Origin of the sequence: Chryseolinea lacunae (assembly GCF_016735595.1) — a bacterium.
In the GTDB taxonomy this organism is placed as follows: domain Bacteria; phylum Bacteroidota; class Bacteroidia; order Cytophagales; family Cyclobacteriaceae; genus Chryseolinea; species Chryseolinea lacunae.
Window position 1 is genome coordinate 137,335 of the sequence record NZ_JAERRB010000013.1, and the last position, 25,201, is coordinate 162,535.

Below are 25,201 nucleotides of genomic sequence, written 5' to 3' on the forward strand. Positions count from 1 at the left end.
CCGGCAGAATTTCCCCCGAAAGGTAAGGCAGCCAAACCCGCAACGAGCTCGTTTGCCTGAAACATCCGAATCACTCTGGGCGTAGTGCCACATCCCGGCTCCGCTGATGCTCCGCAAGAAAGGTCACCTTGTCCGACATCATCCCACTTTTCTGTTGCCCGCGAGATTACCTTTCTTCCCAGCGCTTCTCTACACGCCAGGTTCGCCTGTGATCTGTTCGCCGCAGTTTCAAAAGAGCCGGCCATCCGTTTTATCAAACCCATCAACAATGCTGACTCTGGCGAATGCGGCGCATAGCCCAGACGATGAAATCGGGTAATTTGTTATAGCGGCTCTGCCGACGCCGTGGGTGTTTTCGTTAATGATCTGGAGAACACACGATCAACGTATAACGGAATTATCTTAACGGATCCCTGAGTTCAAACAGCGTGTGGCCACACAAGTGATAACACCGATCACGTCAACGCGAACAATGTCTTCTCATTTTTGATGGCCTTACAAGAAAAGGTTTTAAAAATATTTGCATCCAAATCTTTTAAAGCCCGATCACGGTAACCCTATCCATCAGCTTGATTTTCGGACAGTTTACGTAACAATACTTGATTGATGGCTTGAAGTGGAACCAAAAAAAATTCTGCAAGGCGGGTTTTCAGCGTTGGATTTTATCTGATATCTTAGCGTTTACCAAACCTACAACCTACTTTTTTAGCTAGAATGAAATCTGATGTAACCAACAAGGCTTCGCTTGTTAGACGCGAGCTTGAAATCAAACGCCTTGTCCGTCAAATGGAATTTGATCGCCTCCACAACAGTCCCGTCTACAAAAATCTCTCGAAAGAACTGGTCACCATTCAACAGGAGCTGAGCGTTCAGCACGAATTATCATCCAAAAAGTAAAACCGTTTTATTCTTCTTCTCTTCACTACATTTGCTGGCAAACCCAACAAGAATGCGTGTTGTAGGAGAAATTCCACATTCACAATGCAAGATCACCGTCTTTGCCTGGAACAACCGGTACCTCATTAAGCTGGAACAGGGGTTGCTGGAGCAGACCTTCAAGGTGAATCAATACGATGTTATCGACGAAGCCGAGCTTTACCGGATCGTGGACGAGCCTTTTGTGGAAGCGGCCCTGAAGCGCTTCGATGAAATGAGCGAAAGTCTTCGCCAGGCGATGCAACGTGCTTAAAATCAAAGCATTTGTACAGCAGTAGAGGAAATTGTTTTATTTTGCAGCGCTCATGGAAGTTGTAGAAAAGAAAAATAAGAATAAGCGATATAAACCAATCCTGGAAGGCATACCTGATTGGCCGGTATACCAGCTAAGCAAGAACCGAAAGGAGTTTATTGAAGAGGTGGCGCAGAAGGCCTATGCCCAGATCAAAAAGAACCGCCCCACCACCAAACAACTCATCGACGAACTGGAAGCCACCGTTTATCGCGAACAGCAGCGCATGAAACGCAACCGCTGGCGCGTGGACCCGGCCGATGAACCTCGTTTCTGGGCCGGCGTAAAAGAAGAGCTTGTGGCCCTCACCAACAAAACACCGGAAGAAGCCCAACCCATTGCCGAAGAATTGCTCCATCGCATCGTGTTGCGCTATGCCAACGAGATTGCCGGCAACTTCAAACCCAACTCCTATCGCCTCACCCGCGAGATTGTTAAATTCTGGTTCTCGCGCCTGTTGAACGGCGCACGCGTAAAAAAATTCGGTGCCTTCTTCCGCAGCCGCTACACCCTGCGCGACAAAATTCACATCGTCGGCAAAGTGAAGCAGCTTCGCACCCTGGCCAAGGAAGGCACGGTGGTGATGGTGCCCACACACTTCAGCAACCTCGATTCTATATTGATCGGGTGGATCATCCACTCCCTGGGACTTCCTGCTTTCATCTATGGCGCGGGCCTGAATCTTTTCAACATCAAGATTTTTGCCTACTTCATGAACAGCCTCGGGGCCTATAAGGTAGACCGTCGAAAGAAGAACGTGCCCTATCTCGAAACCCTGAAGTTCTATTCGATGAGTGCCATTCAAAAAGGCGCCCACAGTATATTCTTCCCCGGCGGCACACGGTCGCGCTCGGGTATGATCGAAAAGCAACTGAAGCTGGGATTGCTCAGTTCCACCATCGAAGCCCAACGCAACCTCTACCTGGAGGCTCCGCCAGATGAGCCGGTGCGCAAAATCTTTATCGTGCCCGTCACGCTCAACTATCACTTTGTGCTGGAAGCGCCCGACCTCGTAGACGAATACCTGAGCTCTAAGGGACAGGACCGCTACCTGCCCGAGCAAGACAAATACGGAAGCTGGCAACTGCTGCAATTCCTGTTCAAGTTCTTCACCAAAGGATCGAACATCTCGGTTTCCATTGGCCGTGGGCTTGATGTGATGGGAAATTATGTGGACGACAACGGCAACAGCCTCGATGCGCAAGGCCGCGTGATCGACACTCGTGAGTATTTTATCTCGCACGGCGACATCACGGTCGACAAACAACGCGAAGACGAATACACGCGCATGCTCAGCCACAAAATTGTGACCGAGTATCATCGCATCAACCGCGTGTTTGCCAGTCATCTGGTGGCCTTTGTGGCGTTTGAGATGTGGCAGAAAAAACATCCGAAGCTCGATCTGTTCGGGTTGCTGAAATTGCCCGAAGAAGAACAAGTGCTTCAATACGAAGAATTCCGCGCAGCCTGCAAGCGGGTGCGCAAACAAATCTATACGCTGAAAGAAGAGAACAAGGTCTATCACGCCACACACCTGAAAGGCAACATCAACCTGGTGATCCGTCATGGTCTCGACAACGTGGGCATTTTCCACCTGAAGCGGCCGCTGCTCATGAACAAGGAAGGCAACATCATCACCAAGGATTTCAGCACACTGTATTATTATCACAACCGGTTGGCAGGCTATGACCTCGAAAAGTTTATCTGAAAACGATAAACCGATCGGCGTGATCGGTGCAGGAAATTTCGGCAGCGTAGTAGCCAATCTGCTGGCGCAGCGTCGCAATGTGCTGCTGCACGTGCGTGACGAGAGCACCATCGAACGCATTCTCAAAACGCGCGAGAACCGCGGCCACCCGATGCATCCAGCCATCACGCCCACCAACGACCTGGGCTACCTGGCCGAACAGTGCGATGTTATTTTTCCCATCGTGCCCTCGCTGCATTTCAGGGCGATGATGAAGAACCTGTCGCCTCACCTTCACCCCTATCACATTCTCATTCACGGCACCAAAGGCTTTGACGTTTCGTTGCCCGAAGGCAAGACACTCGACACCATGGCCACACTCGACCGCAGCATGGTGAAAACCATCAGCGAGGTGATTACCGAAGAGAGCGTGGTGGTGCGCGTGGGCTGTTTGGCCGGACCTAACCTCAGCAAAGAACTTGCAGAAGGTCACCCTGCGGCAACCGTGGTGGCCAGCCATTTCAACGAAGTGATTCAACTGGGCAAGCGCTTGCTGCGCACCAACCATTTCCAGGTCTATGGCAACAACGACATGGTGGGGGTTGAACTGGCTGGTGTTTTAAAAAACGTGATCGCCATTGCCGCTGGTGCACTCAGTGGTTTGGGGTATGGCGAAAATGCAAAGGGTCTTCTCGTTAGCCGCGGCATGGTAGAGATGGTTTACCTGGGAAGGGCCCTGGGCGGCAACACAAAAGCATTTCTCGGCGTGGCCGGTGTTGGCGACCTGGTGACCACGTGCAACAGCTCGCTCAGCCGAAATTTCACCGTGGGCTATCGCCTGGCAAAGGGCGAAACATTAGCGGAAATTCTCAACAGCACCGACGAAATCGCCGAAGGCATAAACACGGTGAAAGTGGCAAAGAAATGTGCCGACTACTATAAAGTGCGCGCGCCCATCACCAGCACATTGTATCAGGTGTTGTTCGAAGACATGACCGTGAAGCGGGCACTGGAATACCTGATGCGCTATCCGCTGAACGTGGACATCGACTTCCTGACGGAGTGATGTCATCGCTCCTGACTACAACAAAATTTCCTTTACATTTTCCTTGATCTTCCCCGCCAGATCGTCGAGCGGCAAGTCGTTGATGTCTCGACCGAACGGGTCTTCAATTTCTTCGGCAATAAGCTCCACGCTCAACAGCACGAACGACACCAGCCCCACAATGGGCACGGTCATGTAGCCGGATTGTGTGACGAAACCAAACGGCAGCGTGATGATGTAGATGAAGATAAATTTCTTCACATACATCATATAAGAATAGGGAATGGGTGTGTTCTTGATGCGCTCGCACGCGCCCATGAGGTCGATAAAATCTTTCAGCTCTTTGTCGAGGTTGATCAGCTGGTCGCCGCTCACTTTGTTTGCACGGTAGAGCTCGTTGATGCGCTTATACATGAGCGAAGCGATGCGATTGGGCTTGTGCTTGAATCTTTTCAGATCGTTGATAAACTTGTCGTCGGGGGCTTCCAGTTCGGCAAACTGCACGCCGTTGCGCAGGTTTTCTTTCACGGCAAACACAAAGTTGGGGATCATCTTGGCGAACCAGTCGCGTTCTTCGTGATTTTCGGTGGGCAGGCAGGCGGCCACCTTCATGGCAAAATTACGGGTGCTGTTCACCATGCCACCCCACATACGTCGTCCCTCCCACCAGCGATCGTAGGCGGTGTTGGTGCGGAACACGAGAAACAAGCCCAGTACAATACCCAACAGCGAATGCATGGCAATAGTGGGCTGAAAATCGGCGAGGTGAAGTTTGAAATAGTCCAGCATGATGTAGCACAACACCGTGGAGTAGGCCAGCATGAAGGCGATGGCAGGCCACAACGTGGTCATGACGCGACGGCTATAGGCGTGAAAGACGAGGGCAAACCAGTTTTTGGGATTGTACATTACCATAAGGGGGCGGCAAACTTTCCTGCAATAACCTGATTCACGGAAATATTTCCAACACGATTATCCATCCCGGCTGCTTAAAAAACGGGATTGGAGATAAAAATGATGGTCAGTAAAAATTTACAGGCAACCAAACTTGCTCGGCATCGTTCTGATGTATAATATTGATATGATATCATTTTAATATCACTCCTATGCAAAACGAAAAAAGTACAACACCCGTGTCAGGCTACACCATGGTTGCCGTCTGTCTTCTCCTGCTGCTCCTGGGAACCCTGGGCGCTGCGGTGGGAGCAAAAATTTTTGGTCTCCTGATCTTCCTCCCCTGCATGCTGGCCCCGGGATTTTTCTTTGTGAATCCCAACACCTCGGTGGTGCTGGTGCTTTTTGGAAGCTATCAGGGCACGGTGAAAACCAACGGTTTCTATTGGGTGAATCCATTCTATAGCAAAAAGCAAATCTCGTTGCGTGCACGAAACTTCGACAGCGAAAAAATCAAGGTGAACGACAAGGTGGGCAACCCTATTCAGATCGGTGTGATTCTGGTGTGGCAGGTGCGCGACACGTTCAAAGCCGCCTTCGACGTTGACAACTATGAAAACTTTGTGCGCATCCAAAGCGACTCGGCCGTGCGTCGTCTGGCGGGTATGTATGCCTATGATAACTTTGAAGAAGATTCTGAAATGACCCTGCGCTCGGGACACGACGAAGTGAACCAAGCCCTGGAAGAAAACCTGAAGAATCGTTTAGACATGGCGGGCATTCATGTGATTGAAGCGCGCATCGGCTACCTCGCCTACGCTCCGGAAATTGCCAGCGCCATGTTGCGTCGCCAGCAGGCCGCCGCGGTGGTGTCGGCACGATTCAAGATTGTGGAAGGCGCGGTCTCTATGGTGCACATGGCACTGGAGCAACTGGCCCAGAAACAGATCATCGAGCTGGACGAAGAACGCAAAGCCGCAATGGTGAGCAACCTCATGGTGGTGCTGTGCGCCGACAAGGATGTGAGCCCCGTGGTGAACACCGGCACACTGACGCCGTAGGAAAAAGAATTATCAGAACAGTGGAAGAATACACATGGCGGTAAAAAAACCTTTTGCCTTGCGGCTGGACGCCGAAATGATGAAGGCCGTAGAGAAATGGGCGGCCGACGAATTCAGGAGCACCAATGGCCAGCTGGAGTGGATCATCAGCAAGGCCCTGAAAGAAAACGGGCGTCTAAAATCAAAAGGAAAACCGGAATAGCTTGATGGGAATTTGTTTTATCGCTTATCTTGCCGCAGCTAAAAACAGAAGCCCACTATGAAACGTCCCGGTCTTTATACGCTTGTTGCTATCCTCCTGCTTTCTTTTGCATGCCCGGCCATTGCCCAGGATTATCTGGTGACCACAAAGGGCGATACCATCCGAGGCGAAATAAAACCCCAGACGTTTGGCGCCGACAAGAAGGTGCAGGTGGTGGGCAGCGACAAGAAAAAGACTATTTACCCGATGTTTCAGATCCGGAACTATCGCCTGAAAGATGCCACCTATCAACCCGTGAAAGGGCCGGATGGCTATGCATTCATGAAAGTGGTGAAGGGCGGATACCTCACACTGTTTGCGTTTCAACTGCCCAACCAGGTGGCCTACGACGGTCAGTACCTGATGAAGAAAGACGGTCGCGGCACCGAAGTGCCCAACCTGACGTTCAAAAAAATTATGAAGAACTTTCTGGAAGACTGCCCCTCCGTGGTGGACCGGATTGAGACGGGCGACCTGGGCAAAAAAGAATTGCTCACCATCGTAGACGAATATAATGCCTGCATACAGGTGAAGACCGTAGACCACAGCCGTATCGTGGCCTCCAAAGCCGAAGCTGAAAAGAAAATATCGGCGTGGGATGTGCTCGAAGAAAAAGTGAAAGCCGAAGCCGACTTCTCCGGCAAGAGCAATGCCCTGGAAATGATCCAGGACATCAAAGGCAAAATTTCACGCGGCGAAAAAATCCCCAACTTCCTGTTGGAAGGCCTCAAAAGTTCGCTGACACAAGACGCGCTGAAGACTGATCTTGCGAACGCGCTGAAAGAAGTGAACTAACTTTTCTGAAACGATTTTAATAACGCAAACACTTTGGTTTTGTCGTGCTGCAACACAAACGCGCTGCACACGGCAACGATCAATGACAAGGTGAACAGGTAGCCATGGTCGCCCTGCACCTCAATGCCCAGCAGGGTAAAGTGCATGCCCAAGGCACCGATCATTAATCCCAACCCCAGGCCCGCGCCCAACCAGGCGGTGGCGGGCACCAGCAGCAGCACCGCCGCGATCAGTTCGAACACCCCCACAGCAATTCTTCCCCACGGCTCCATGCCCACAGTGGTGAAAATGTATACCGACTCTGCCGACGCCGAGAACTTGAAGAACAGCGTTTGCAGCATGATGAGGGCCGCTACAACCCGGGCTCCCCAATAGAAAATGTTGACGATTTTCATATCTGTTTTGTTTTGATGGGCGAAAGGTAGACGAATAATTAGCGAAGCAGTGTCAGATAAGCGACAGGTATTTGCTATTTTGCTTACAGACCAATCCCCTGCCTATGCCGCTGTTCGACGTCAATCCCGACATCGCCTTTGCCAAAACCATTGCCACAGATTTTTATCTGAATCCCTCCTACTACGAATTGTCGAAAGAAAAAATCTTTGCCGCCACCTGGCAACTTGTGGGCGACACCGACCAGGTGAAAGAACCGGGATGGGTAACGCCCGTGTCGTTGCTGGAGAAATATATCGACGAGCCCTTGTTGCTTTCGCGCGACAAACAAGGCGACCTGCATTGCCTCAGCAATGTGTGCACCCATCGCGGCAACCTGCTGGTGGAGCGCCCCTGCAAACTCAACGACATGCGCTGCAAATATCATGGCCGACGCTTTCAACTGGACGGGAAATTTCTTTCCATGCCCGAGTTCAAAGAAGTGGCCAACTTCCCTACGGAAGACGACAACCTCACAAAACTTCCGCTCCACACGTTTGGCAAATGGTTGTTCACCTCACTGCATCCCACGTTTGACGCCGACAAGTTTCTGGGCGATATGATGAAGCGCGTGGGATGGATGCCGTTTCAGGAATTCCAGTTTCGCCCCGAGCTCTCGCGCGACTATGTGGTGGACGCGCACTGGGCATTGTATTGCGAAAACTACCTCGAAGGGTTTCACATTCCCTTTGTGCACGCAGGCCTCAACGCCGTGATCGACTATGGCAACTACACCACAGAACTCTTCCCCTACTCCAACCTGCAGGTAGGCTATGCAAAAGATGACGACGCCATTTTTGAATTGCCCCCCGCATCGCCCGACTTCGGGAAAAAGATTGCGGGCTACTACTTCTGGGTGTTTCCAAACATGATGTTCAATTTCTATCCCTGGGGCTTGTCCATAAACGTGGTGCGACCAGTGGGGCTGGCCAAAAGCAAAATTTCATTCCTGTCTTATGTGTGGGACGAGAACAAACTTCGACAGGGCGCGGGTGCCAACCTGCACCAGGTGGAGATGGAAGACGAAGACGTGGTGCGGCATGTGCAAAAAGGAATTCGCTCGCGCTTCTATAAACACGGACGCTATTCTGTGAAGATGGAAAAAGGAACCCATCACTTCCATCGCCTCATCGCCGAATTCATAAACTAACAACCGCATGCCGAAGGGAAAACTCCATGCATCGCTGGGCCTGTGGACCAGCATCTCCATCGTGGTTGGTGGCATCATTGGATCGGGCATCTTCATGAAGCCCGCGCTCATGGCCTCGCAGCTGGGGTCGCCGGTGTTGCTGGTGGGTGTATGGATTGTGGCCGGCGTCATCACGTTGTTTGGTGCATTGAGCAACGCGGAAATTTCGGCGATGATTCCGGAAACGGGTGGACAGTATATCTTCTTCGAAAAAATGTACGGCCACTTCATCGCCTTTCTGTATGGATGGTCGGCCTTCATTGTGTTCAACACGGCGGGCATTGCCTCCATTGCCTATGTGTTTGGAACGTATACGGAATATTTCATCAACCTGCCCCGCTTCCCGGCAGACGTTGAACATCGCGTGGAGTTATACATCCCGTTCATCGGCTCCATCTTTCCACTCGAAAACATTGGCGTCAAATCGCTCACGATATTGGTGGTCATTGGGCTTACCTATGTGAACTATCGCAGCACGCGCTCGGGTGGGAACATTCAGGTCGTGTTCACGGCGTTGAAAGTGCTGGCCATGGGATTGGTAGTGTTTGGATTGTTCTTTTCATCGGAGGGCGACGCGTCACACTTCATCACGTCGTCAACCACGATTCACCCGGAAGGTTGGGCGTTGGTGGGTGCGTTAGTGGCGGCTACCTCCGGCGCGTTTTGGGGATATGATGGATGGAATAACATCACGTTTGTTGCCGGCGAGATCCGCGACCCACAGCGCAACATACCACGCAGTCTTTTGCTGGGGCTTCTTATATGCATTGGCACCTACACGCTCATCACGCTGGCCTATCTCTATGTGCTCCCCATCGACACCGTTGCAGCTTCGGGCATGGTGGCTTCGGATGCAGCGCAGGTGGTGATGGGCACGGTGGGGGGCGGCATCATTGCGCTGATGGTGATCATCTCCACCTTCGGCACCACCAACGGAAACATCCTCGCCACGGCGCGCGTCACGTTTGCCATGGGCCAGCAAAAACAATTTTTCGGCTTTGCCGGCAAGGTGCACCCCACCTTCGGCACACCCGGCAACGCCCTTTGGCTTCAGGGCATATGGACATCGGTGCTGGTACTGAGCGGATCGTTCGACATGCTCACCGACATGCTGGTGTTTATGAGCTGGGTCTTCTATGGCCTTAGTGCCTTTGGCATCTTCATACTCCGGAAAAAAATGGCCGACGCCCATCGGCCCTATAAAGTATGGGGCTATCCTTTTGTGCCCGCCATTTTTGTGGTGTTCACGGCATTCTTCCTGGTCTCCACATTGTGGACGGATATTTATTATTATGCCACCGGTAAAACACACCTCATTAATTCGCTTCTGGGATTGTTTCTCACGGCGCTCGGCATTCCTCTATATTGGTTTTTTAAGCGACGCTATGCGTCTGACCCGAACACACTGTGACCTGCAAAATAAAAGTATTTCTATTTCATAAGGTTATTTGCATAATCAAGCCCCATCTCGCATATGCATTAAGAACGGGCATCAATTATACTGGTGATTGCTCCAGAAAAATTTCTCCACCCTTCACCTTTAGCCGCGACGGCACATTGTTTTCGTAGATCGCGCCGGTGCCTAATCCCTGCGGAATGGTCACAGGATAATTTGCCGTGAACTGACAAATGGCATTGAGTCCCACATTCGACTCCAGCGCCGATGTGATCCACCATCCCATGCCAAGGCTTTCGGCTATAGAGATCCATTCGGCACAACCCGCCAGCCCCCCGTGCAACGTAGGCTTGAGAATGATGAAGGCCGGGCCAAGCCGCGAAAGCAACGCCTTCTTTTCACTGCTATCTTCCACACCGATCAGTTCCTCATCGAAGGCGACGGAAATGGGCGACTTGCGGCAGAGCTCTTCCATTTCCACAAGTCCGGGTTTGATGGGTTGCTCGATGGAATGAATGTTCATCCTGGCCAGCTCCGTGAGCTTGAACAAAACTTCGCCGGTCTTGAACGCCCCGTTGGCATCGAGGCGCAGGGTGATGTTTTCGCGGAAATAACGCTTCCGCAGGTATTGCAATATTTCGCATTCGCGATCAAAATCAAGACCGCCCACTTTCAGTTTTATGCAACGGAATCCCTGGGCCACTTTCTCGTTCACCTGATGCATCATAAAGTCCAGGTCGCCCATCCAGATGAGGCCGTTGATGGGCAGTGGCTTTCCCTGAAGGAATTCGTTTTGGAAGATTATTTTTTTGCCCCCGTGTGCCAGGTCCAGCAACGCTGTTTCCAACCCAAACCGTATGGATGGAAACGTCGGCGGCACGATGGCAAAGATTCGTTGCCACACTGCGTTGTCTAGGGTTGGATGAGGATTCGCCTGCAGGTCGGCCAGAGTGACCACGCCGGGAAGTTTGGCCAACACGTCCTTCAGTGTGGCCTCAAAATCGGGTGTGTCGTCTGTGCTGAGGCCGGGCAACGGGCCGCATTCGCCAACGCCCGTCACGTCGGGATGGGCATCGTCGAGAACGGTGATGAACCATGAGAGCTTGTCTTTCATGAGGCCGCGCGAGGTGCGGGCCTTGAAGCCGAACCGGAAAGTTTCGGTGGTGTAGGAAATGATCAACGCCATAGGCAAACAGGGAAGCACGAAAATACTCTTTTAGAATTAACTTTGACACGCCGATTCTGCATGACACTGAACATAAACGACTACACCTACGCGCTACCGCCCGAACGCATCGCCACCTATCCGCTGGAGAAACGCGACCAGTCCAAGCTGCTGGTCTACGACCGGGGCACGATCCGTCACGAAACGTTTCCCTCCATTGCCGCGCTGCTTCCCGACAACGCTATGTTGTTTTTCAACAACACCAAAGTGATTCCGGCAAGGCTTCACTTTCACAAAGACACGGGTGCCATCATCGAAGTGTTTTTGCTCCATCCGGTGTTGCCATCTTCGCTGGTGATGGAAGCCATGCAGGCTCATGGCACGTGCACGTGGAAGTGCACCATTGGCAACGTGAAGCGCTGGCGCGACGATCAACCGCTCTCCAACACCTTTCAGGGCGTTGCACTCGAAGCCACCCTGCGGAATCGCGAAGAAGGCCTCGTGGAATTCCATTGGACAACCGACCATTCCTTTGCCGAAGTAGTGAGCCTGGCGGGCGAAACACCTCTTCCCCCCTATCTGCATCGCAAGCCCGAACAAAACGACCGCGAACGCTATCAGACCATCTACTCCCAACACGACGGCGCCGTGGCTGCACCAACGGCGGGCCTGCATTTCACACCCGAAGTGTTTGACGCGCTGAAGCAACGAAACATTCCCCACGACTTTGTGACGCTTCACGTGAGCGCGGGCACCTTTCAACCCGTGAAAGTGGAGAACGCCGCCGAACATCTCATGCACAACGAACAAGTGGTGATCCATCGCGAAAACATCGCCAACCTGCTCGCCGGAAAATACATTGTGCCGGTAGGAACAACGTCGATGCGCACGCTGGAGAGTTTATATTGGTTTGGGGTGAAGCTCCTGGCCAATCGCGAGGCACCGTTCAGCATCACCCAACACGATCCCTACACGCACGCGGGCAACTTGCCTGCACGCCACGAAGCCTTGCAGGCCGTTGCCCGCCACATGGACGATCGCGACCTGGATGTACTGACCGGCGAAACCTCTATCTACATCATGCCCGGCTATACCTTCCGCGTCTGCGATGCACTGATCACCAATTTTCATCAACCAGGCTCCACACTGATTTTGTTGGTAGCCGCTTTCCTTGGAGAAGACTGGCGAACGGTCTATGACGAAGCCCTCCGCGGCGACTATCGGTTTCTTAGCTATGGCGACAGCTCGTTCCTTATCCCGCGCTAGTCTGACAAAGACGTTCGCTAAAAAAAGAAAGGCAACTGGTTCGCAGTTGCCTTTCTTTTTTTGAAGATAATCGCTTCTATTTCTTTTCTGTGAGCGCGTTCAAATCCACAACGTGCACTTCCACCCGACGACCTTCTTCCTTAGTAGCGGTCTGGTCTTTGGTGGCACCGTAGCCGCGGGCAATAATGCGGCGACGTACAACACCTTTGTGGTTGATGTAGTCCAGCACGGTTGTAGCACGCTTGTTGGAGAGTTCGCGGTTCAGCTCTTCGGTGCCTTCGGCCGATGCAAATCCGAGGATCTCCACGCCCAGGTCGGGGTTCTTTTTCAGCTCGGCCAGGATCACATCAAGTTGTGCGTTGTAGGTTGCTTTCAAGTCGCTCTTGCCCGCATCGAAATAAATTTTTGCGTTTTTGGTGAGCACCGATTTGTCGTAGGCAGCCGATTTCTTCTGGGTCTGTTCCTTCTGTTTCATGATCTCTTCGTTCACCATGAAGGTGGGCAGCGAGAAGATGGTTTTGCCGTCGACAGCCTTTTGTTCGAATTTGCTTTCGTCGCTTTCGTCATAGTAGTACGTGCGTGTGGCCACTTCGATGCGGGAGTTTTCTTTTTCGTTGAAGTTCACTTCTTCGATAGGATCTTTCATCTGGATGAGGTCCGTGAGGTAGTTAATGCCGTCCTTGTCTTGTGCGGCCATCAGGTCCAGCATCATGTCATACACATCCAGCGAACCACCCTGCACCAGTTTGGCTTCGTGCGTTTTGCGCAGGTCGGCTTTCACATCAGAATCGGTGTCGTAGAACGCATTTTTTACCTGCACTTCCTGGCCCACCACCACATCAAACTGTTTGATGGTTTTGAGACTCACCATTTGATAGAGCTCATAGAAGTAGGTTTGATTCGGGATGTTGATGTTCAACGTGTACGGAAGAAAACCTTCCGACTCGATCACCATATCATAGTTTTTCGACGGCGGCAAAATCACAAGGTAGTTGCCGGTTGCGGGATCAGGGTTGTAAACAAAGTCAAGCTTCTTGTCCGTTTCGTTGTCGATGAGATAGATTTTGGTGGGGATTGGCTTGCCGGTTTCGGCGTTGATGATTTTACCCTTTATCATGGTGAGCGGAATGTTGGCCGACTCCGCGGGAAGATCGATGTAGTAGATGTCTTGTCCACCCATGCCGCCCTTGCGATCGGAAGAGAAATAGGCGCGTGTGCCGTCGGCTATCAGGGTGAAGTAGTTGTCGTTCACGGTGGTGTTCACGGGATAGCCCATGTTTTCGGGCGAGGTCCATTTGGTGCCTACCATGCGGGTCACAAAAATGTCGCGTCCACCCATGGAGTTGTGTCCGTCGGATGTGAAGAACAAGGTTTTTTGATCGGGATGAATGTAGGGCGCATCTTCGTTGGCCTTGGTGTTCACATCGGGGCCAAGGTTGGCCGGGGCGCTCCACGATCCATTAGCCAGCATGGTGGTTTTATAAATGTCCAACCCACCCTGACCGCCAAGACGGTCGCTGGCAAAGTAGATCGTTTTTCCGTCGGGTGTGATGCTAGCGGTAGACTCCAGGTATTTCGGGGTGTTCAGCGACGGCGTGATGAGACTGGCCTTCGACCAGGAGTCGCCGGCTTTGGTGATCTGGAACAAGCCGCCCGGATCGGTGGCACCGCCCATGAAGATGAGCATCTTTTGTCCGTCGGCCGAAATGCCTGCAGTGCCTACGTTGTAGTCGTGGGCAATAGGAACCACTTTGGGTTCTGTCCATGCACCGTTGTTGTTGTAGGTAATGTAGACTTCTTCAATAAATTTATCGCCGGTACGCGTCTTGCCTGTGTTGGGGCGAAGGGCCGTGTAGGCCATCACACTTTCGTCGGCCGACACAACGGGGTTGTATTCGGTATACTTGGTGTTGATGATGGAGTTGAAGTGCGTGACTTTGAAATTGCGCGGCACCGACATGAGGGCGATGGCGTTGTGACAGGTTTGGATGGCTTCATCGGCCAGGGCCATGGTTTTCTTGTCGGCCTTGCTGCTCAGGTCGCGAAACTTGGTGAAGCTCTGGATAGCGCTTTGCAGGTTTTCGTCTTTCAGATACATCGTGCCCAGATCGTAGTGCAGGGTGATGGGCATGTCTTTGCCACCGTTTTTCAGGGCATATTCAAAATAGGGAATGCCTTTGATCTGCTCGTCGGTCTCGGGCGACTTCTGATAGCAAATGCCGGCTTTGTAGTAGACCAACGGACTTTTCTCGCCTGCCTGGATGGCGGCCAGAAATTTCGGAAGGGCAGCGTCATAACTTCTCACGCTGAAGTAGTGCTCGGCGTCGGCCAGCGACTTGCTGTCTTGCGCCTGCAGCGAGACGATGGAAAAGAATACTAACCAGAACAGTAGATAAGCCTTTCTTGTCATACGTATTAATATTTGACCTCAATACTACAAAGAATAAACGCTTTGCGATATGGATTTTTGACCGGAACCTTACAAGCCCCAACGGGCTTGCTGAAAATTTGTCCTCACATTTTGAACTGGCGTATAGCAGCCAGCCCCGTTATGCAAACCCCCGGCATGTACGTTGCGGCACCCAAAAAAACGCTCCCTTATAGGATTTTTGTTGGAATATAAGCAATTTTAGGGGTAATGGGGGAAATCTATGAAAGCACAAATAATCCGTTTTCTTGATACAGAGCCGGGTGAAACCGGTCGTGTGGGCCTGTTGTTGATCATGAGTTTCTTCATGGGCGTGTTTCTGGCCACGATCACCGTGGCGTCGCAATCGCTGTTTCTGGCTCATTTCGATGAAAAAACACAATTGCCCATCGCCCTGCTGGTATCGGGAGCCTTTGGCCTGTTTGCCACCATCATCTATAACTTCCTTCAAAACCGCATCCCCTTCCAGGTATTGGCCGTGCTGAGTCTGCTGGTAATTACGGGCCTGACGGCCTTCATTGAGTTTGGTGAAGGCTACTTCAGCAACCCGGAGACCATCTACTTCCTCGGCTTTGCACAGATCATCCCCTTCTCCTTCATTATCTACCTGGTGTTCTGGGGCACGTTTGGTCGTTTGTTCAACCTGCGCCAGTCCAAGCGCCTCATCGGAACGGTAGACATGGGCGCCATGATCGCGTCATTCATCGCCTTCTTTTCCATTCCCCAGTTTCTCGGGTTGAAAAATGTGAAGACGGAACAATTATATACTGTGTCGCTTGTGAGCCTGGTCTGCTTCCTGTCGCTGTTTGTGTTCCTGTCGGTGAAGTATAAAACGCGCACGTTTGCCCAGGAGAAAAAGATGTACAAGAAGCTGGTGTTCAAAGACTTCATCCAAAATCGCTACATCCTCTACATGTCGCTGTTTGTGGTGGTGTCGATGATGGCCGTGAACTTCGTGGACTACTCGTTCTTTAACGCCACCACCATCTACCTGGAGCAGGAAAACCTGCCGCGGTTCATCAGCTACTTCGAAATGACCATTGTCATTTTCGGGTTTCTGTTTCAAACGCTGGCCACCGATCGAATTATTAAAGAGTATGGCATGCGGGTGCCATTGCTCATCAACCCGTTTCTCATGTGTCTCTTCACGGTGGTGGCCCTCATTCTGGGGCTCACGTTTGGCTACACGCTGGGCTTCTTCATGGTGATTGCCATCAGCAAACTGTTTGTGCGCTCGCTCCGCGATTCGCTAGACAACCCGGCCTTCAAACTTTACCTGCTTCCTATCGAAAGCAGCATACGCATCGACGTGCAAACCAAAATTGAAGGGCTTGTGACAGCCTTCGCCAGTCTGCTGGCCGGTGGGCTCATCATCCTTATCACAAACGCAGAGTTCTTTACACTGATCTATATCACGCTGTTCACGGTGCCGTTGCTGCTCGTCTGGTACTTTGTGGCCAACCGCATGAACGTGAGTTATCGCCACACCTTGCAGGACACGTTGCAGCGGAACAAGTCCACCACGTCTAACGCGCTGGAGCGCGAATACACGCTCGACACCGTGCTTGAAAAAGAAGTGAACAGCCGCGTAGAACAGAAAGTTATCTATGGCCTGAAGCTCATGGAGAAGCTGGAGCCTACCCTCTTCGAAAATTCCCTGATCAGTCTTGTCGACAGCACGTCGCGCAGGATCAGAACCTTTGCGGAAGAAAAAATGCAGGCGCTTGGCCTCAAGTCGGGCACAGCAAAAACAGAATTGCAATCGCTGGCCGAAAAGGCTGTGGGCGATGCCGAAGACAGCGACCTCCTCTCCATTTCACCCGAGAAACTGTTGAAGCTTAGCAAATCGGTGCGACAGTCGGACCGCATTCTGGCCGCCAAGCTGCTGCGCAAACTCACGGGACCGCGCACCATCTTTGTGCTGCTGGAATTGCTACGCGATGTGGACCCGAAAGTCCGCTTCGAAGCCCTGGCCACGGCCCGCAAAGTGAAGCTCAGCGAAACCTGGCCCGTGCTCATTGAACTGCTGAACTCCGCGGCGTATAGCCACCACGCGGCGGCCGCTTTGAAAGAAGCCGGCGAGTCTGCCTTGCCCACGCTGGAAGCTGCTTTTCACAAATCCGGACAAAGCGACCTGGTGATGTTGCGCATCGTGCAAATCATGGGCAGCATCGGTGGCAAATATGCCTTGCAACTGTTGTGGAAGAAGGCCGACTATCCGGATAAGCGCATTGTGAAACAGATTCTGTATTCGCTTCGCTACATCAACTACCACGCCGAAGGCCGCGAGGCACGCGAGGTCATCAACTTGCTGGAAAGCGAAATGAGTAAAACCATCTGGAACCTGGCCGCCCTCCACGAGTTGCCCGAAGTATCAGAATTCAGTTTCCTCCGCGAAGCACTCCAGGAAGAAGTGCGCGACAACTACGATCAGATCACCATCCTGCTTTCTATCCTCTACGATCCCCGCTCGGTGCAGCTGGTGCGCGAAAACGTGGAATCGGGCGAACCCGACAACATTGCCTTCGCCATGGAATTGCTCGACCTGTTCATCGATCCGGAACTGAAGCCAAAGCTCGTGCCCTTGCTGGACGACATTGCTGTGCCCGAAAAGCTGAAACAACTGCAGGTGTATTACCCCCGCGAAACCTACAACCCGATACAGGTTATCAACTACATCCTGAACCGCGATTTCAACCTCAACAACCGGTGGACGAAGGCGTGTGCTATTTATGCCTCGGCCTTCATCAACGACTTCCGCATCAGTCGCGGGTTGGTGGCCCAAATGTTTAACACCGACAAGCTGTTGCAGGAAACGGCCGCGTGGGTGATCTACAACAAAAACAAAAACGATTTTGAAGTGATCTCGGAGCGTTTGCCCTTGAAAGACAAAAAATTCCTCGACTCCTCCATCGAGAACAATCAATTGCTGGACGGCCTCAACGACGGTTTCTTTTTGTGGGTGGAGAAAGTGATGTTCCTCAAGCAACTGCCCACATTCAACAACATACACGGCGCCTTGCTCTGCGACCTGGCCGACAAGATCACACCGATCGACATGGCCTTTGGCTCGCGTGTGAAATTCACACTCGACGATTTTAACGCACCCATCTTTGTGCTGGCCCATGGCGAAGCACACCTTAAAAGCAACGACACCATCATCACCACGCTGAAACGCGGTGGTGTGTATGGCGATCTGTTTCAGAATGGCACCGTGCCCAAAGTCACCTCCATTGAAGCGACAGAACGCACCGTGATTTTCAAGATCAACCTGATGGATTTTTATTATGTGATGTCAAACCACCACGAACTGGTGCAGAGCCTCATCAAAAATATAGCAGAAGAGAACGAACCCCACTATTCACAACCTTAACCGAACACCATGGCCTTTGAAATTGATGTATTGATTATTTTTTCAGACCGCGACAACGATACGGCAGGGAACGAACCGGGATGGGTCACTCAATTTAAAAAATTCCTGGAATCGATGCTCACCCAAATCCAGGGTGAGAAACCAAACATCCTGCTGAAATCGGAATTCGACAGCATGACTTCGCCCAGGCTAGACAACGCGGCCGTGATGGTGAGCATTCTCTCCAAAGACTTTGTACAGTCCACGCAGTGCCTTGACTATCTGCAGAAATTCAAAGAGGCCAGCGCCGGAGGCAAAAACCGTTTGTTCAAAGTTTTTAAATCGCCCCTGGCCGTGCAAGACCAGCCCGAAGCGCTGCGCGAACTGCTGGGTTATGAAATGTATCAGCTCGACCCCGACTCGGGCGAGATACGCGAATACACCGACTACTTCAGCACCGAAGCCGAGCGCCAATACTGGATGGAGATGGTGGACCTTAGCTACGACATCTTCGACGCGCTCTCGTCTTTGAAAGACCGCACCACGTCGAAAGAAGTAAAGAACATTTTCAAACGCAAAACCATATACCTCGCCGAAACAGGCCACGATCTTTCCGTGCAACGCAACATCATTACCCGCGAGCTGCAACGCCATGGGTACCAGGTGTTGCCCAACCAAACCCTGCCCGGCAATGTGAACGACCTCGAACGCCTGGTGCGTCGCGACCTGACCGAGTGCAGCATGTCCATTCACCTGATCGGCAGCGCCTATGGCGAAATTCCTGAAGGCACAGACCGCTCGGTGGTAGACATCCAAAACCGGATGGCCGCCGAACGCAGCAACCGCGCCAAAGATAACCAGGAAGAATTCTCGCGCCTCATCTGGATCTCGTCGAACCTGAACCACGTGACCGAACGGCAGAAAGGATTTATCGAAAACCTGAAACGCGATGTGGAAGCGCAGGAGGGCGCCGAAATTCTTCAAACGCCGCTGGAAGATTTCAAGAACATTATGCGCGAAGAACTGGCCGACGCCGGCGACAAAAAAGCGCTGGATGAAACCGGCGGCCGCGCGGTGTATCTCATGCACGACAAAGTGGACCACCTCGACATAAAACCTTTCGTGGAACTGCTTGAACGTTCAGGCTTCAGCGTGCTGATGCCCTCGTTTGAAGGTGAATTGCTGGAGCTTCGCCAGAAGCACATCGAAAACCTGCGGAACCTCGACGCCGCCATCATCTATAAAGGAAAAGTGAATGAACAATGGGTGCGCATGAAAGCGCTCGACCTGCTGAAAGCCCCCGGGTTTGGACGCAAGAAACCCATCATCGGAAAAGCCATCTTCACGGCCAAAGGATCGCCCATCAACGCCGAGTCGTTCAAGGCACAGAACCTGCGCGTCATTGAAGGCGACGCTCAACATTCGCTCGAATCGCTGAAATCATTTTTGCAAGAATTTAAAGCTTAGTCATGCAAGTCATTGACGAAAAATTAGAAACCGCCAACCCGTTTCCTGGACTTCGGCCATTCAAGATCGAAGAGAGTCACCTCTTCTTTGGTCGCGAGGGCCAGAGCGACGAAGTGCTGCTCAAACTTTCGAAGAACCGGTTTGTGGGCGTCATCGGTCCATCCGGTAGTGGTAAGTCGTCGTTCATCTATTGTGGGGTCATGCCCATTCTGTATGGCGGCTTTCTCACCGACGCCAGCCCCAACTGGGAAGTGGTGGTGACACGCCCCGGCGCAGGTCCCATCGACAACCTGGCAGAAGCGTTGCTGAAAAACAATGCCGAATACATTGGCTCCGATGCCGAAGAGAAACGCATAAAGCGCACCATCTTCTCCACCCTCCTGCGCAGCAGCTCGCTGGGCATGGTGGAAGCCATCCAGCAAACCCGCAAGGATGAAGATGTGAACTACCTCATCCTGGTCGATCAGTTTGAAGAACTTTTCCGCTTCAAAGACAGTCACGATGCTAACTCGGTGAACGAGACGCTGGCGTTTGTGAACCTGCTCATCGAAGCCGCCAACTATCCTGATGCGCCCATCTATGTGGCCATCACCATGCGCTCGGATTTTATCGGCGACTGCGCGCAGTTTCCCGAACTGACCCGCAAGATCAACGACAGTCACTACCTCATTCCGCAACTCACACGCGATCAGAAACGCAAGGCCATAGAAGGTCCCGTGGCCGTGGGCGGTGCCCGCATCACACCGCGTCTGGTGCAACAGTTGTTGAACGACCTTGGCGACAATCCCGATCAGCTTCCCATTCTTCAACACGCGTTGATGCGCACGTGGAGCTATTGGGCGTTGTATCGCGACTTCGAAGAAGAGCTCGTGGACCTGAAACACTACGAGGCCATCGGCACCATGTCGGAAGCCTTGTCGATGCACGCCAACGAGGCCTACGATGAATTGTCGGAAGACCAGAAAACCATTTGTGAAGTCCTGTTCAAAGCCATCACCGAAAAACGCGGCGAGAACTTTGGCATACGTCGCCCCACACGCCTTGCAGAAATCGCCGCCATCGCAGCCGTTTCGGAAGACGCCGTGGCCAGTGTGATCGACAAATTCCGCGAACCGGGCCGATCGTTGCTGACCCCCGCGCACGGCACCACCATCACCACCAAGTCGATGGTCGACATCTCGCACGAAAGTCTCATGCGCATCTGGGTGCGTCTGAAAAACTGGGTCGACGATGAAGCCGAAGCGGTGCAGATGTATACGCGCCTCGCCGACGCCGCCACCATGTATCAGGTGGGCAAAGCCGGTTTGTGGAGACCACCCGATTTACAACTCGCCCTCAACTGGCAAGCCAAACACAAACCCACGCTGGTGTGGGGACAACGTTATAATCCTGCTTTCGAACGCACGCTCATCTTCCTGGAATATTCCAAGAAAGAATGGGAAACGGAACAACGCATCAAAGAGCTTGAACAAAAACGCAAACTCAAAAACGCGCGTCTGTTTGGTATTATCATGGGTGTGGCCACGGTGATCTGTCTTTCGTTCCTGATCTTCGCTCTCATCCAACGGGCTGAAGCCGACAAACAACGTGCCGCCGCCGATGTAGCGCGAGGCGAAGCCCTTGCCAACGCGCATCGCGCCGACAGTCTTCGCATCGTTGCCGAGAACGACCGGATCGCGGCGGTGAAAGCAAAAGAAGAAGCAGAAGCTGCCGAAAAAGCAGAAGCTGCTCAAAAGCTCTTAGCACAGGAAGCTGAAAAGCGCGCCATCCAAAACGCCGAGCTGGCAAAACGCAACGCGATTCAAGCGCAGAAGAACGCAGAAGAAGCCAGACGCAACGCCGACCGCGCACAAAAGAACGAAGCCTTTGCCAAGGAACAGGAAGGCATTGCCAAAGCAAACGCCGCCGAAGCTTTGCGCCAACGCTACATTGCCCAGGCAAAAGCCATGGCCGTGAAATCGAAAGAGCTCAACGACCCCGAACAGGAAGCGTTGATCGCGCAACACGCCTATAAGTTCAACACCGATCACCGTGGCTATGAATACGACAACGACATTTATAACGGATTGTATTCAGCACTGAAACGTTTTGACCATCCGCTCACCCAAAGCCTGCAGGCACACGAACGCGGTGCCGCCCGTGCCCTGGTGACGCGCCCCACGGCAAACGAAATCTACTCGGGTGGTAGCGATGGAAAAGTGTTCCGCTGGACCGAACAGAACAACACCTGGAAATCGGAGATCCTGGTGAACCGCACCGACTATCAATACTACACCATCGACGTGAGCAAAGACGGCAAGCAGCTGATTGCGGCAGGCCTCAACTCCAACAGCGAAACAAAAAATTTCGTGGAGCTCTATAACCTCGCCAACATGTCGGAGGCACCGAAGAAGATCACCGGCTTTACCTATGCCGTAGAGAACCTCAACTTCACACCCGATGGAAAAGGATTCTATGCGCGCGACAACTCCGGAAAGAGCATCAAGTATTCGGACCTGAGCACAGCCCGCGAAGTGATTGCAGCGCCCGTGAAGATCAACGCCATTGACCTGAGTCCTGATGGAAAATTCCTGGCCGGCGCCGGCGAAAACGGAAGTCTCTATGTGTGGGACATCCAGAACAACTATGCCGTGACCGAAGCAAAAAACCTGGGACAACACCTCACCGCCGTGACCTTTGCCCCGGAAGGCCGCCGCATCGTGGTGGGCGACAATGTGGGGCTGGTGACACTGTATGACAACCAGAGCGACATGGTGCTGCGCGTATTGTCGGGGCACACCTCGGTGATCGAGCAAATCCAATTTAACCACGCCGGCACGTTCATGGCCACCGCCAGCAAAGACAAGACGGTGCGCCTGTGGAATGTGAACCGTTTGAAAGAACAACCCATCGTGTTCAGCGACCACCGCGACTGGGTGTGGGGCGCTGCCTTCACGCCTGACGACGAACAATTGCTGGCCAGCGTGCACAGTGCTACCGAAACCGTGAAAGGTGTGGAACATACCATCCACGCCTGGCCTACAAAAATTCCAACCATGGCAAACATTCTTTGTGACGATGTGAAACGCAACATCAACAAAGACGAGTGGGAGATCTTCGTTGGCGACGATCTTCCCTATGAGCAGACGTGTGCCGACTTACCGGAAAATAATAAATGACCTGCATGAAAAGAGTTTTATACGCCTTACTTTTTGCCTTTCCTGCTTTCACTACCTATGCCCAGCTGACCTCCTGCACGCAAACGCTGCGGCTGGCGCGGTCGACCTATGAACAAGGTCGCCTCCACGAAATTCCGGCACTGTTGTCGCGATGCCTCGAGGGAGGATTCTCACAACAGGAACAAGTAGAAGCCTACAAGCTTCTCTGTCTCTCCTACATCTACCTGGAAGAACCACAGAAGGCCGACGAAGCCATGCTGAACCTGTTGCGCACGGATCATTATTTTGAAATCAGTCCGTCGACAGACCCTGCGGAGTTTGTAGCGCTCTATCGCACATTTCGCACCACGCCCATCTATCGCCTGGGTGCAAAGCTGGGTGCTAATGCCAGCCAACCCAACGTGGTGAGCTATGTGCCGGCCAACGAAGGCGCCAGCAAATATTCGGCAGGCATCGGCTTTCAAGGCGGTGTGATGGTGGAAGTTCCACTCACCAAAAAATTCACACTCGACACGGAGTTGAATTTTATACTCCGCAATTTCAAATACGAAAACAAGTCGACTTACACCGAGATTGCCACCGGCGACCCGCGCAACTTCGCCATCACTGGTAAAGAAAATCAGGCCTGGGCCACGCTTCCGGTAATGGTGCAATACCGCTTCCTGGAAAGTAAGTTTAATCCCTACATCGGCCTGGGTGCTTCGGCCGAATACATGCTGAGTTCAACCAACAAATATGCGCGCACCAAAGAACAAGCTTCCTCTCTCGACGAGCAGTCGATATCGCTCGATCCATACCGGAATAAACTAAACGCCAGCGCCCTGGTGAGTCTTGGCGCCAAACTGAAAGTGACCGGCGGCTTCGCCTTTATGGAAGTGCGCGCCTCCTATGGCCTCACCAACCTGAATGACACCGAAGACATTTATACGCTCTATGCAAAAACACTCCCCACCGGAGGTTACGTAGACGGCATTTTTAAAATGAATTCCTTGAGTGTCACCCTGGGATATGTATACAACCGATTCCATCCCAAAAAACTGAACAAGTAAAGTTTATTCATGAAGAAGCTTTTTACCCTCGCCATACTTTCCTCGTTGCTGTTAACGGCCTGCAAGAACCTGGACGACGCCCCTGTCACCAAGCGCAACACCTTCATGCATTTCTATGAAGGCGCCAACAGCTATGTTGCCTCCGACGTAGCCATCACCGGCGACGGCTATATCGTGGCCGGCACCATCAACATTCCCGGCAATGCACCCACCACCAAAATCGTGGTGATCAAGACCGATTTGCTGGGCCATCCGGAATGGGAAAAAATTATAGACGGCGGCGCATCCAGCAGCATTGTGGTGACGCCAAACGGTTACATCCTGGTGGGCGACAGTATTCAACTGAACCCGAATTCAACCAACATCCCAGACCTGGAAAACTATTGGTCGCGCCTCATTCGTATGGATAAAAGCGGTGCCATTCTTTCAGACCGGTCGTTCGCCAAAAAAGTGACGGCCAACAAGGAGGTGACGCATGTGGACTTCCACGGCGACGGCCTGACACTGGACGACCAGGGCAATCTCATTTCGCTGGGCACCTACAAATTTCCCGGCGCCAGCGAATTTGCCTACATCGCCGCACTGAACCCCACGTCGCTTGACACGGTTTGGTCGAAAGTCTACAACTACCTGCAACGCGACTATATCAACACCCGCTCGGTATACTACAGCAACGGCAAAGTGATGTGGGGAGCCACCGTGGCCGGATCGGCCGGCAACTTCACATCGTCGTATTTGTCGCTTCCCGTGGTGGAAGAAAATTCGGTGTTTGTGAACAGCGACTACTTCGGGCAAACCACAGAACAATCGCTGGTGCTCAAAGACCTGCAGCCCTCCCCCATTGGATTTGGCGGCGTGGGCACCTATGCCGGAACCGATGGCAAGAAGGGCAACATCTTTTTTATCCGCACCGACAAGCAAGGAAACTTTCAAAAGGAAACCGCACACTACTACGACGGCGTGACCGAAAGCGTGGCCGTGTCGGACCCTACATCATCGGGCAGTGAAGACACAGGGGAAACGCTTACGCCTACACGCGATGGCGGCTTCATTCTGGCGGGCACACTGGAAACCACACCGCTGCGTGGCAACGGAGGTAAAGACATTTGGTTGATTAAGGTTGATGCCTATGGTGCCCCCGTGTGGGACAAGATCATCGGTGGGCCAACCAACGAAATTGTGTCGTCCATCCGCGAGGATGCCGATGGCAGCCTGGTGATCTGTGGAACCCTGCGCGATGCTGCCGAAGAAACGGGCGGCCTTTCGTCTATCTTTTTGATTCGCACCGACAGCCAGGGAGAATTAAAGAATTAAGAATTGATTTTTTTGACAGATAAGATTTTACAGC

At 52.4% G+C, this 25,201-nt stretch carries 19 protein-coding genes; 15 read left to right on the forward strand and 4 right to left on the reverse strand.

The window, feature by feature from the left end; all coding sequences use genetic code 11:
* The first annotated feature begins 714 nt into the window (after positions 1-714).
* From JI741_RS27150 to JI741_RS27165, 4 genes are read left to right on the forward strand one after another with little or no spacing between them, the layout of a single operon-like run.
* Entirely contained in the window at positions 715-897 is a 183-nt protein-coding gene (locus JI741_RS27150) for a hypothetical protein (protein WP_202014996.1), read from the forward strand.
* A gap of 52 nt (positions 898-949) precedes the next feature.
* Positions 950-1,189, forward strand: a complete 240-nt coding sequence (locus tag JI741_RS27155; protein WP_202014998.1) for a hypothetical protein — start codon at positions 950-952, stop codon at positions 1,187-1,189.
* A 52-nt stretch (positions 1,190-1,241) separates the two neighbouring features.
* Positions 1,242-2,936: a 1-acyl-sn-glycerol-3-phosphate acyltransferase gene (locus JI741_RS27160; RefSeq protein WP_202015008.1), complete on the forward strand. Its 1,695-nt coding sequence runs from the start codon at positions 1,242-1,244 to the stop codon at positions 2,934-2,936.
* The gene (locus JI741_RS27165) at positions 2,914-3,981 is read left to right on the forward strand and encodes an NAD(P)H-dependent glycerol-3-phosphate dehydrogenase (RefSeq protein ID WP_202015010.1); all 1,068 of its coding nucleotides are present in this window, start codon (positions 2,914-2,916) and stop codon (positions 3,979-3,981) included. Before JI741_RS27160 ends, JI741_RS27165 begins: the two co-directional genes overlap by 23 nt.
* Before the next feature lie 15 nt (positions 3,982-3,996).
* On the opposite strand, the gene JI741_RS27170 is transcribed toward JI741_RS27165, so the two are convergent.
* Positions 3,997-4,875: a bestrophin family protein gene (locus tag JI741_RS27170; protein WP_202015012.1), complete on the reverse strand. Its 879-nt coding sequence runs from the start codon at positions 4,873-4,875 to the stop codon at positions 3,997-3,999.
* A gap of 191 nt (positions 4,876-5,066) precedes the next feature.
* Here JI741_RS27170 and JI741_RS27175 point away from each other — a divergent pair, with 191 nt between their 5' ends.
* Genes JI741_RS27175 through JI741_RS27185 form a run of 3 tightly spaced genes read left to right on the forward strand, consistent with a single transcriptional unit; the run spans position 5,067 to position 6,951 of the window.
* Positions 5,067-5,915, forward strand: a complete 849-nt coding sequence (locus tag JI741_RS27175; protein WP_202015014.1) for an SPFH domain-containing protein — start codon at positions 5,067-5,069, stop codon at positions 5,913-5,915.
* Positions 5,916-5,949: 34 nt separating this feature from the next.
* Positions 5,950-6,117 (forward strand): type II toxin-antitoxin system antitoxin, encoded by a 168-nt coding sequence (locus JI741_RS27180; RefSeq protein WP_202015016.1) that lies wholly within the window; start codon positions 5,950-5,952, stop codon positions 6,115-6,117.
* A gap of 57 nt (positions 6,118-6,174) precedes the next feature.
* Complete coding sequence (locus JI741_RS27185) at positions 6,175-6,951, forward strand: hypothetical protein (protein WP_202015018.1); 777 nt, start codon at positions 6,175-6,177, stop codon at positions 6,949-6,951.
* Here JI741_RS27185 and JI741_RS27190 read toward each other — a convergent pair.
* Entirely contained in the window at positions 6,948-7,346 is a 399-nt protein-coding gene (locus JI741_RS27190; RefSeq protein WP_202015020.1) for a DoxX family protein, read from the reverse strand. The genes JI741_RS27185 and JI741_RS27190 overlap by 4 nt on opposite strands.
* 104 nt (positions 7,347-7,450) lie before the next feature.
* On the opposite strand from JI741_RS27190, the gene JI741_RS27195 reads away from it, so the two are divergent.
* Together JI741_RS27195 and JI741_RS27200 are read left to right on the forward strand one after the other, a co-directional pair.
* Positions 7,451-8,533, forward strand: a complete 1,083-nt coding sequence (locus JI741_RS27195) for an aromatic ring-hydroxylating oxygenase subunit alpha (RefSeq protein ID WP_202015022.1) — start codon at positions 7,451-7,453, stop codon at positions 8,531-8,533.
* A gap of 7 nt (positions 8,534-8,540) precedes the next feature.
* Positions 8,541-9,983, forward strand: coding sequence for an APC family permease (locus JI741_RS27200; RefSeq protein WP_202015024.1), 1,443 nt, complete (start codon positions 8,541-8,543; stop codon positions 9,981-9,983).
* 85 nt (positions 9,984-10,068) lie between these two features.
* Here the strand turns inward: JI741_RS27200 and JI741_RS27205 are convergent, their stop codons facing one another.
* Entirely contained in the window at positions 10,069-11,154 is a 1,086-nt protein-coding gene (locus tag JI741_RS27205; RefSeq protein WP_202015026.1) for an o-succinylbenzoate synthase, read from the reverse strand.
* Positions 11,155-11,214: 60 nt separating this feature from the next.
* Between JI741_RS27205 and JI741_RS27210 the strand changes: the two genes are divergently transcribed.
* Positions 11,215-12,399: an S-adenosylmethionine:tRNA ribosyltransferase-isomerase gene (locus JI741_RS27210; RefSeq protein WP_202015028.1), complete on the forward strand. Its 1,185-nt coding sequence runs from the start codon at positions 11,215-11,217 to the stop codon at positions 12,397-12,399.
* Positions 12,400-12,475: 76 nt separating this feature from the next.
* Here JI741_RS27210 and JI741_RS27215 read toward each other — a convergent pair whose 3' ends face one another.
* Positions 12,476-14,809: an OmpA family protein gene (locus tag JI741_RS27215; RefSeq protein ID WP_202015030.1), complete on the reverse strand. Its 2,334-nt coding sequence runs from the start codon at positions 14,807-14,809 to the stop codon at positions 12,476-12,478.
* 241 nt (positions 14,810-15,050) lie between these two features.
* On the opposite strand from JI741_RS27215, the gene JI741_RS27220 reads away from it, so the two are divergent.
* The 5 genes from JI741_RS27220 to JI741_RS27240 are packed head-to-tail and all read left to right on the forward strand — an operon-like array spanning position 15,051 to position 25,167.
* Positions 15,051-18,200: an MFS transporter gene (locus JI741_RS27220; RefSeq protein ID WP_202015032.1), complete on the forward strand. Its 3,150-nt coding sequence runs from the start codon at positions 15,051-15,053 to the stop codon at positions 18,198-18,200.
* Positions 18,201-18,209: 9 nt separating this feature from the next.
* Entirely contained in the window at positions 18,210-19,646 is a 1,437-nt protein-coding gene (locus tag JI741_RS27225; RefSeq protein WP_202015034.1) for a hypothetical protein, read from the forward strand.
* A gap of 2 nt (positions 19,647-19,648) precedes the next feature.
* Positions 19,649-22,804 carry an nSTAND1 domain-containing NTPase gene (locus JI741_RS27230; RefSeq protein WP_202015036.1) on the forward strand — a complete coding sequence of 1,052 codons (3,156 nt, stop codon included), beginning with the start codon at positions 19,649-19,651 and terminating at the stop codon, positions 22,802-22,804.
* Positions 22,805-22,809: 5 nt separating this feature from the next.
* Complete coding sequence (locus tag JI741_RS27235) at positions 22,810-23,853, forward strand: porin family protein (protein WP_202015038.1); 1,044 nt, start codon at positions 22,810-22,812, stop codon at positions 23,851-23,853.
* A gap of 9 nt (positions 23,854-23,862) precedes the next feature.
* Positions 23,863-25,167, forward strand: coding sequence for a hypothetical protein (locus JI741_RS27240; RefSeq protein WP_202015040.1), 1,305 nt, complete (start codon positions 23,863-23,865; stop codon positions 25,165-25,167).
* The last annotated feature ends 34 nt before the right edge of the window (positions 25,168-25,201 follow it).

What these genes read in the sequence shown, in the direction of transcription:
- JI741_RS27150 (WP_202014996.1), top strand. Translation starts at nt 715, where the DNA reads ATGAAATCTGATGTAACCAACAAGGCTTCGCTTGTTAGACGCGAGCTT.
- JI741_RS27155 (WP_202014998.1), top strand. Translation starts at nt 950, where the DNA reads ATGCGTGTTGTAGGAGAAATTCCACATTCACAATGCAAGATCACCGTC.
- JI741_RS27160 (WP_202015008.1), top strand. Translation starts at nt 1,242, where the DNA reads ATGGAAGTTGTAGAAAAGAAAAATAAGAATAAGCGATATAAACCAATC.
- JI741_RS27165 (WP_202015010.1), top strand. Translation starts at nt 2,914, where the DNA reads ATGACCTCGAAAAGTTTATCTGAAAACGATAAACCGATCGGCGTGATC.
- JI741_RS27170 (WP_202015012.1), bottom strand. Translation starts at nt 4,875, where the DNA reads ATGGTAATGTACAATCCCAAAAACTGGTTTGCCCTCGTCTTTCACGCC.
- JI741_RS27175 (WP_202015014.1), top strand. Translation starts at nt 5,067, where the DNA reads ATGCAAAACGAAAAAAGTACAACACCCGTGTCAGGCTACACCATGGTT.
- JI741_RS27180 (WP_202015016.1), top strand. Translation starts at nt 5,950, where the DNA reads ATGGCGGTAAAAAAACCTTTTGCCTTGCGGCTGGACGCCGAAATGATG.
- JI741_RS27185 (WP_202015018.1), top strand. Translation starts at nt 6,175, where the DNA reads ATGAAACGTCCCGGTCTTTATACGCTTGTTGCTATCCTCCTGCTTTCT.
- JI741_RS27190 (WP_202015020.1), bottom strand. Translation starts at nt 7,346, where the DNA reads ATGAAAATCGTCAACATTTTCTATTGGGGAGCCCGGGTTGTAGCGGCC.
- JI741_RS27195 (WP_202015022.1), top strand. Translation starts at nt 7,451, where the DNA reads ATGCCGCTGTTCGACGTCAATCCCGACATCGCCTTTGCCAAAACCATT.
- JI741_RS27200 (WP_202015024.1), top strand. Translation starts at nt 8,541, where the DNA reads ATGCCGAAGGGAAAACTCCATGCATCGCTGGGCCTGTGGACCAGCATC.
- JI741_RS27205 (WP_202015026.1), bottom strand. Translation starts at nt 11,154, where the DNA reads ATGGCGTTGATCATTTCCTACACCACCGAAACTTTCCGGTTCGGCTTC.
- JI741_RS27210 (WP_202015028.1), top strand. Translation starts at nt 11,215, where the DNA reads ATGACACTGAACATAAACGACTACACCTACGCGCTACCGCCCGAACGC.
- JI741_RS27215 (WP_202015030.1), bottom strand. Translation starts at nt 14,809, where the DNA reads ATGACAAGAAAGGCTTATCTACTGTTCTGGTTAGTATTCTTTTCCATC.
- JI741_RS27220 (WP_202015032.1), top strand. Translation starts at nt 15,051, where the DNA reads ATGAAAGCACAAATAATCCGTTTTCTTGATACAGAGCCGGGTGAAACC.
- JI741_RS27225 (WP_202015034.1), top strand. Translation starts at nt 18,210, where the DNA reads ATGGCCTTTGAAATTGATGTATTGATTATTTTTTCAGACCGCGACAAC.
- JI741_RS27230 (WP_202015036.1), top strand. Translation starts at nt 19,649, where the DNA reads ATGCAAGTCATTGACGAAAAATTAGAAACCGCCAACCCGTTTCCTGGA.
- JI741_RS27235 (WP_202015038.1), top strand. Translation starts at nt 22,810, where the DNA reads ATGAAAAGAGTTTTATACGCCTTACTTTTTGCCTTTCCTGCTTTCACT.
- JI741_RS27240 (WP_202015040.1), top strand. Translation starts at nt 23,863, where the DNA reads ATGAAGAAGCTTTTTACCCTCGCCATACTTTCCTCGTTGCTGTTAACG.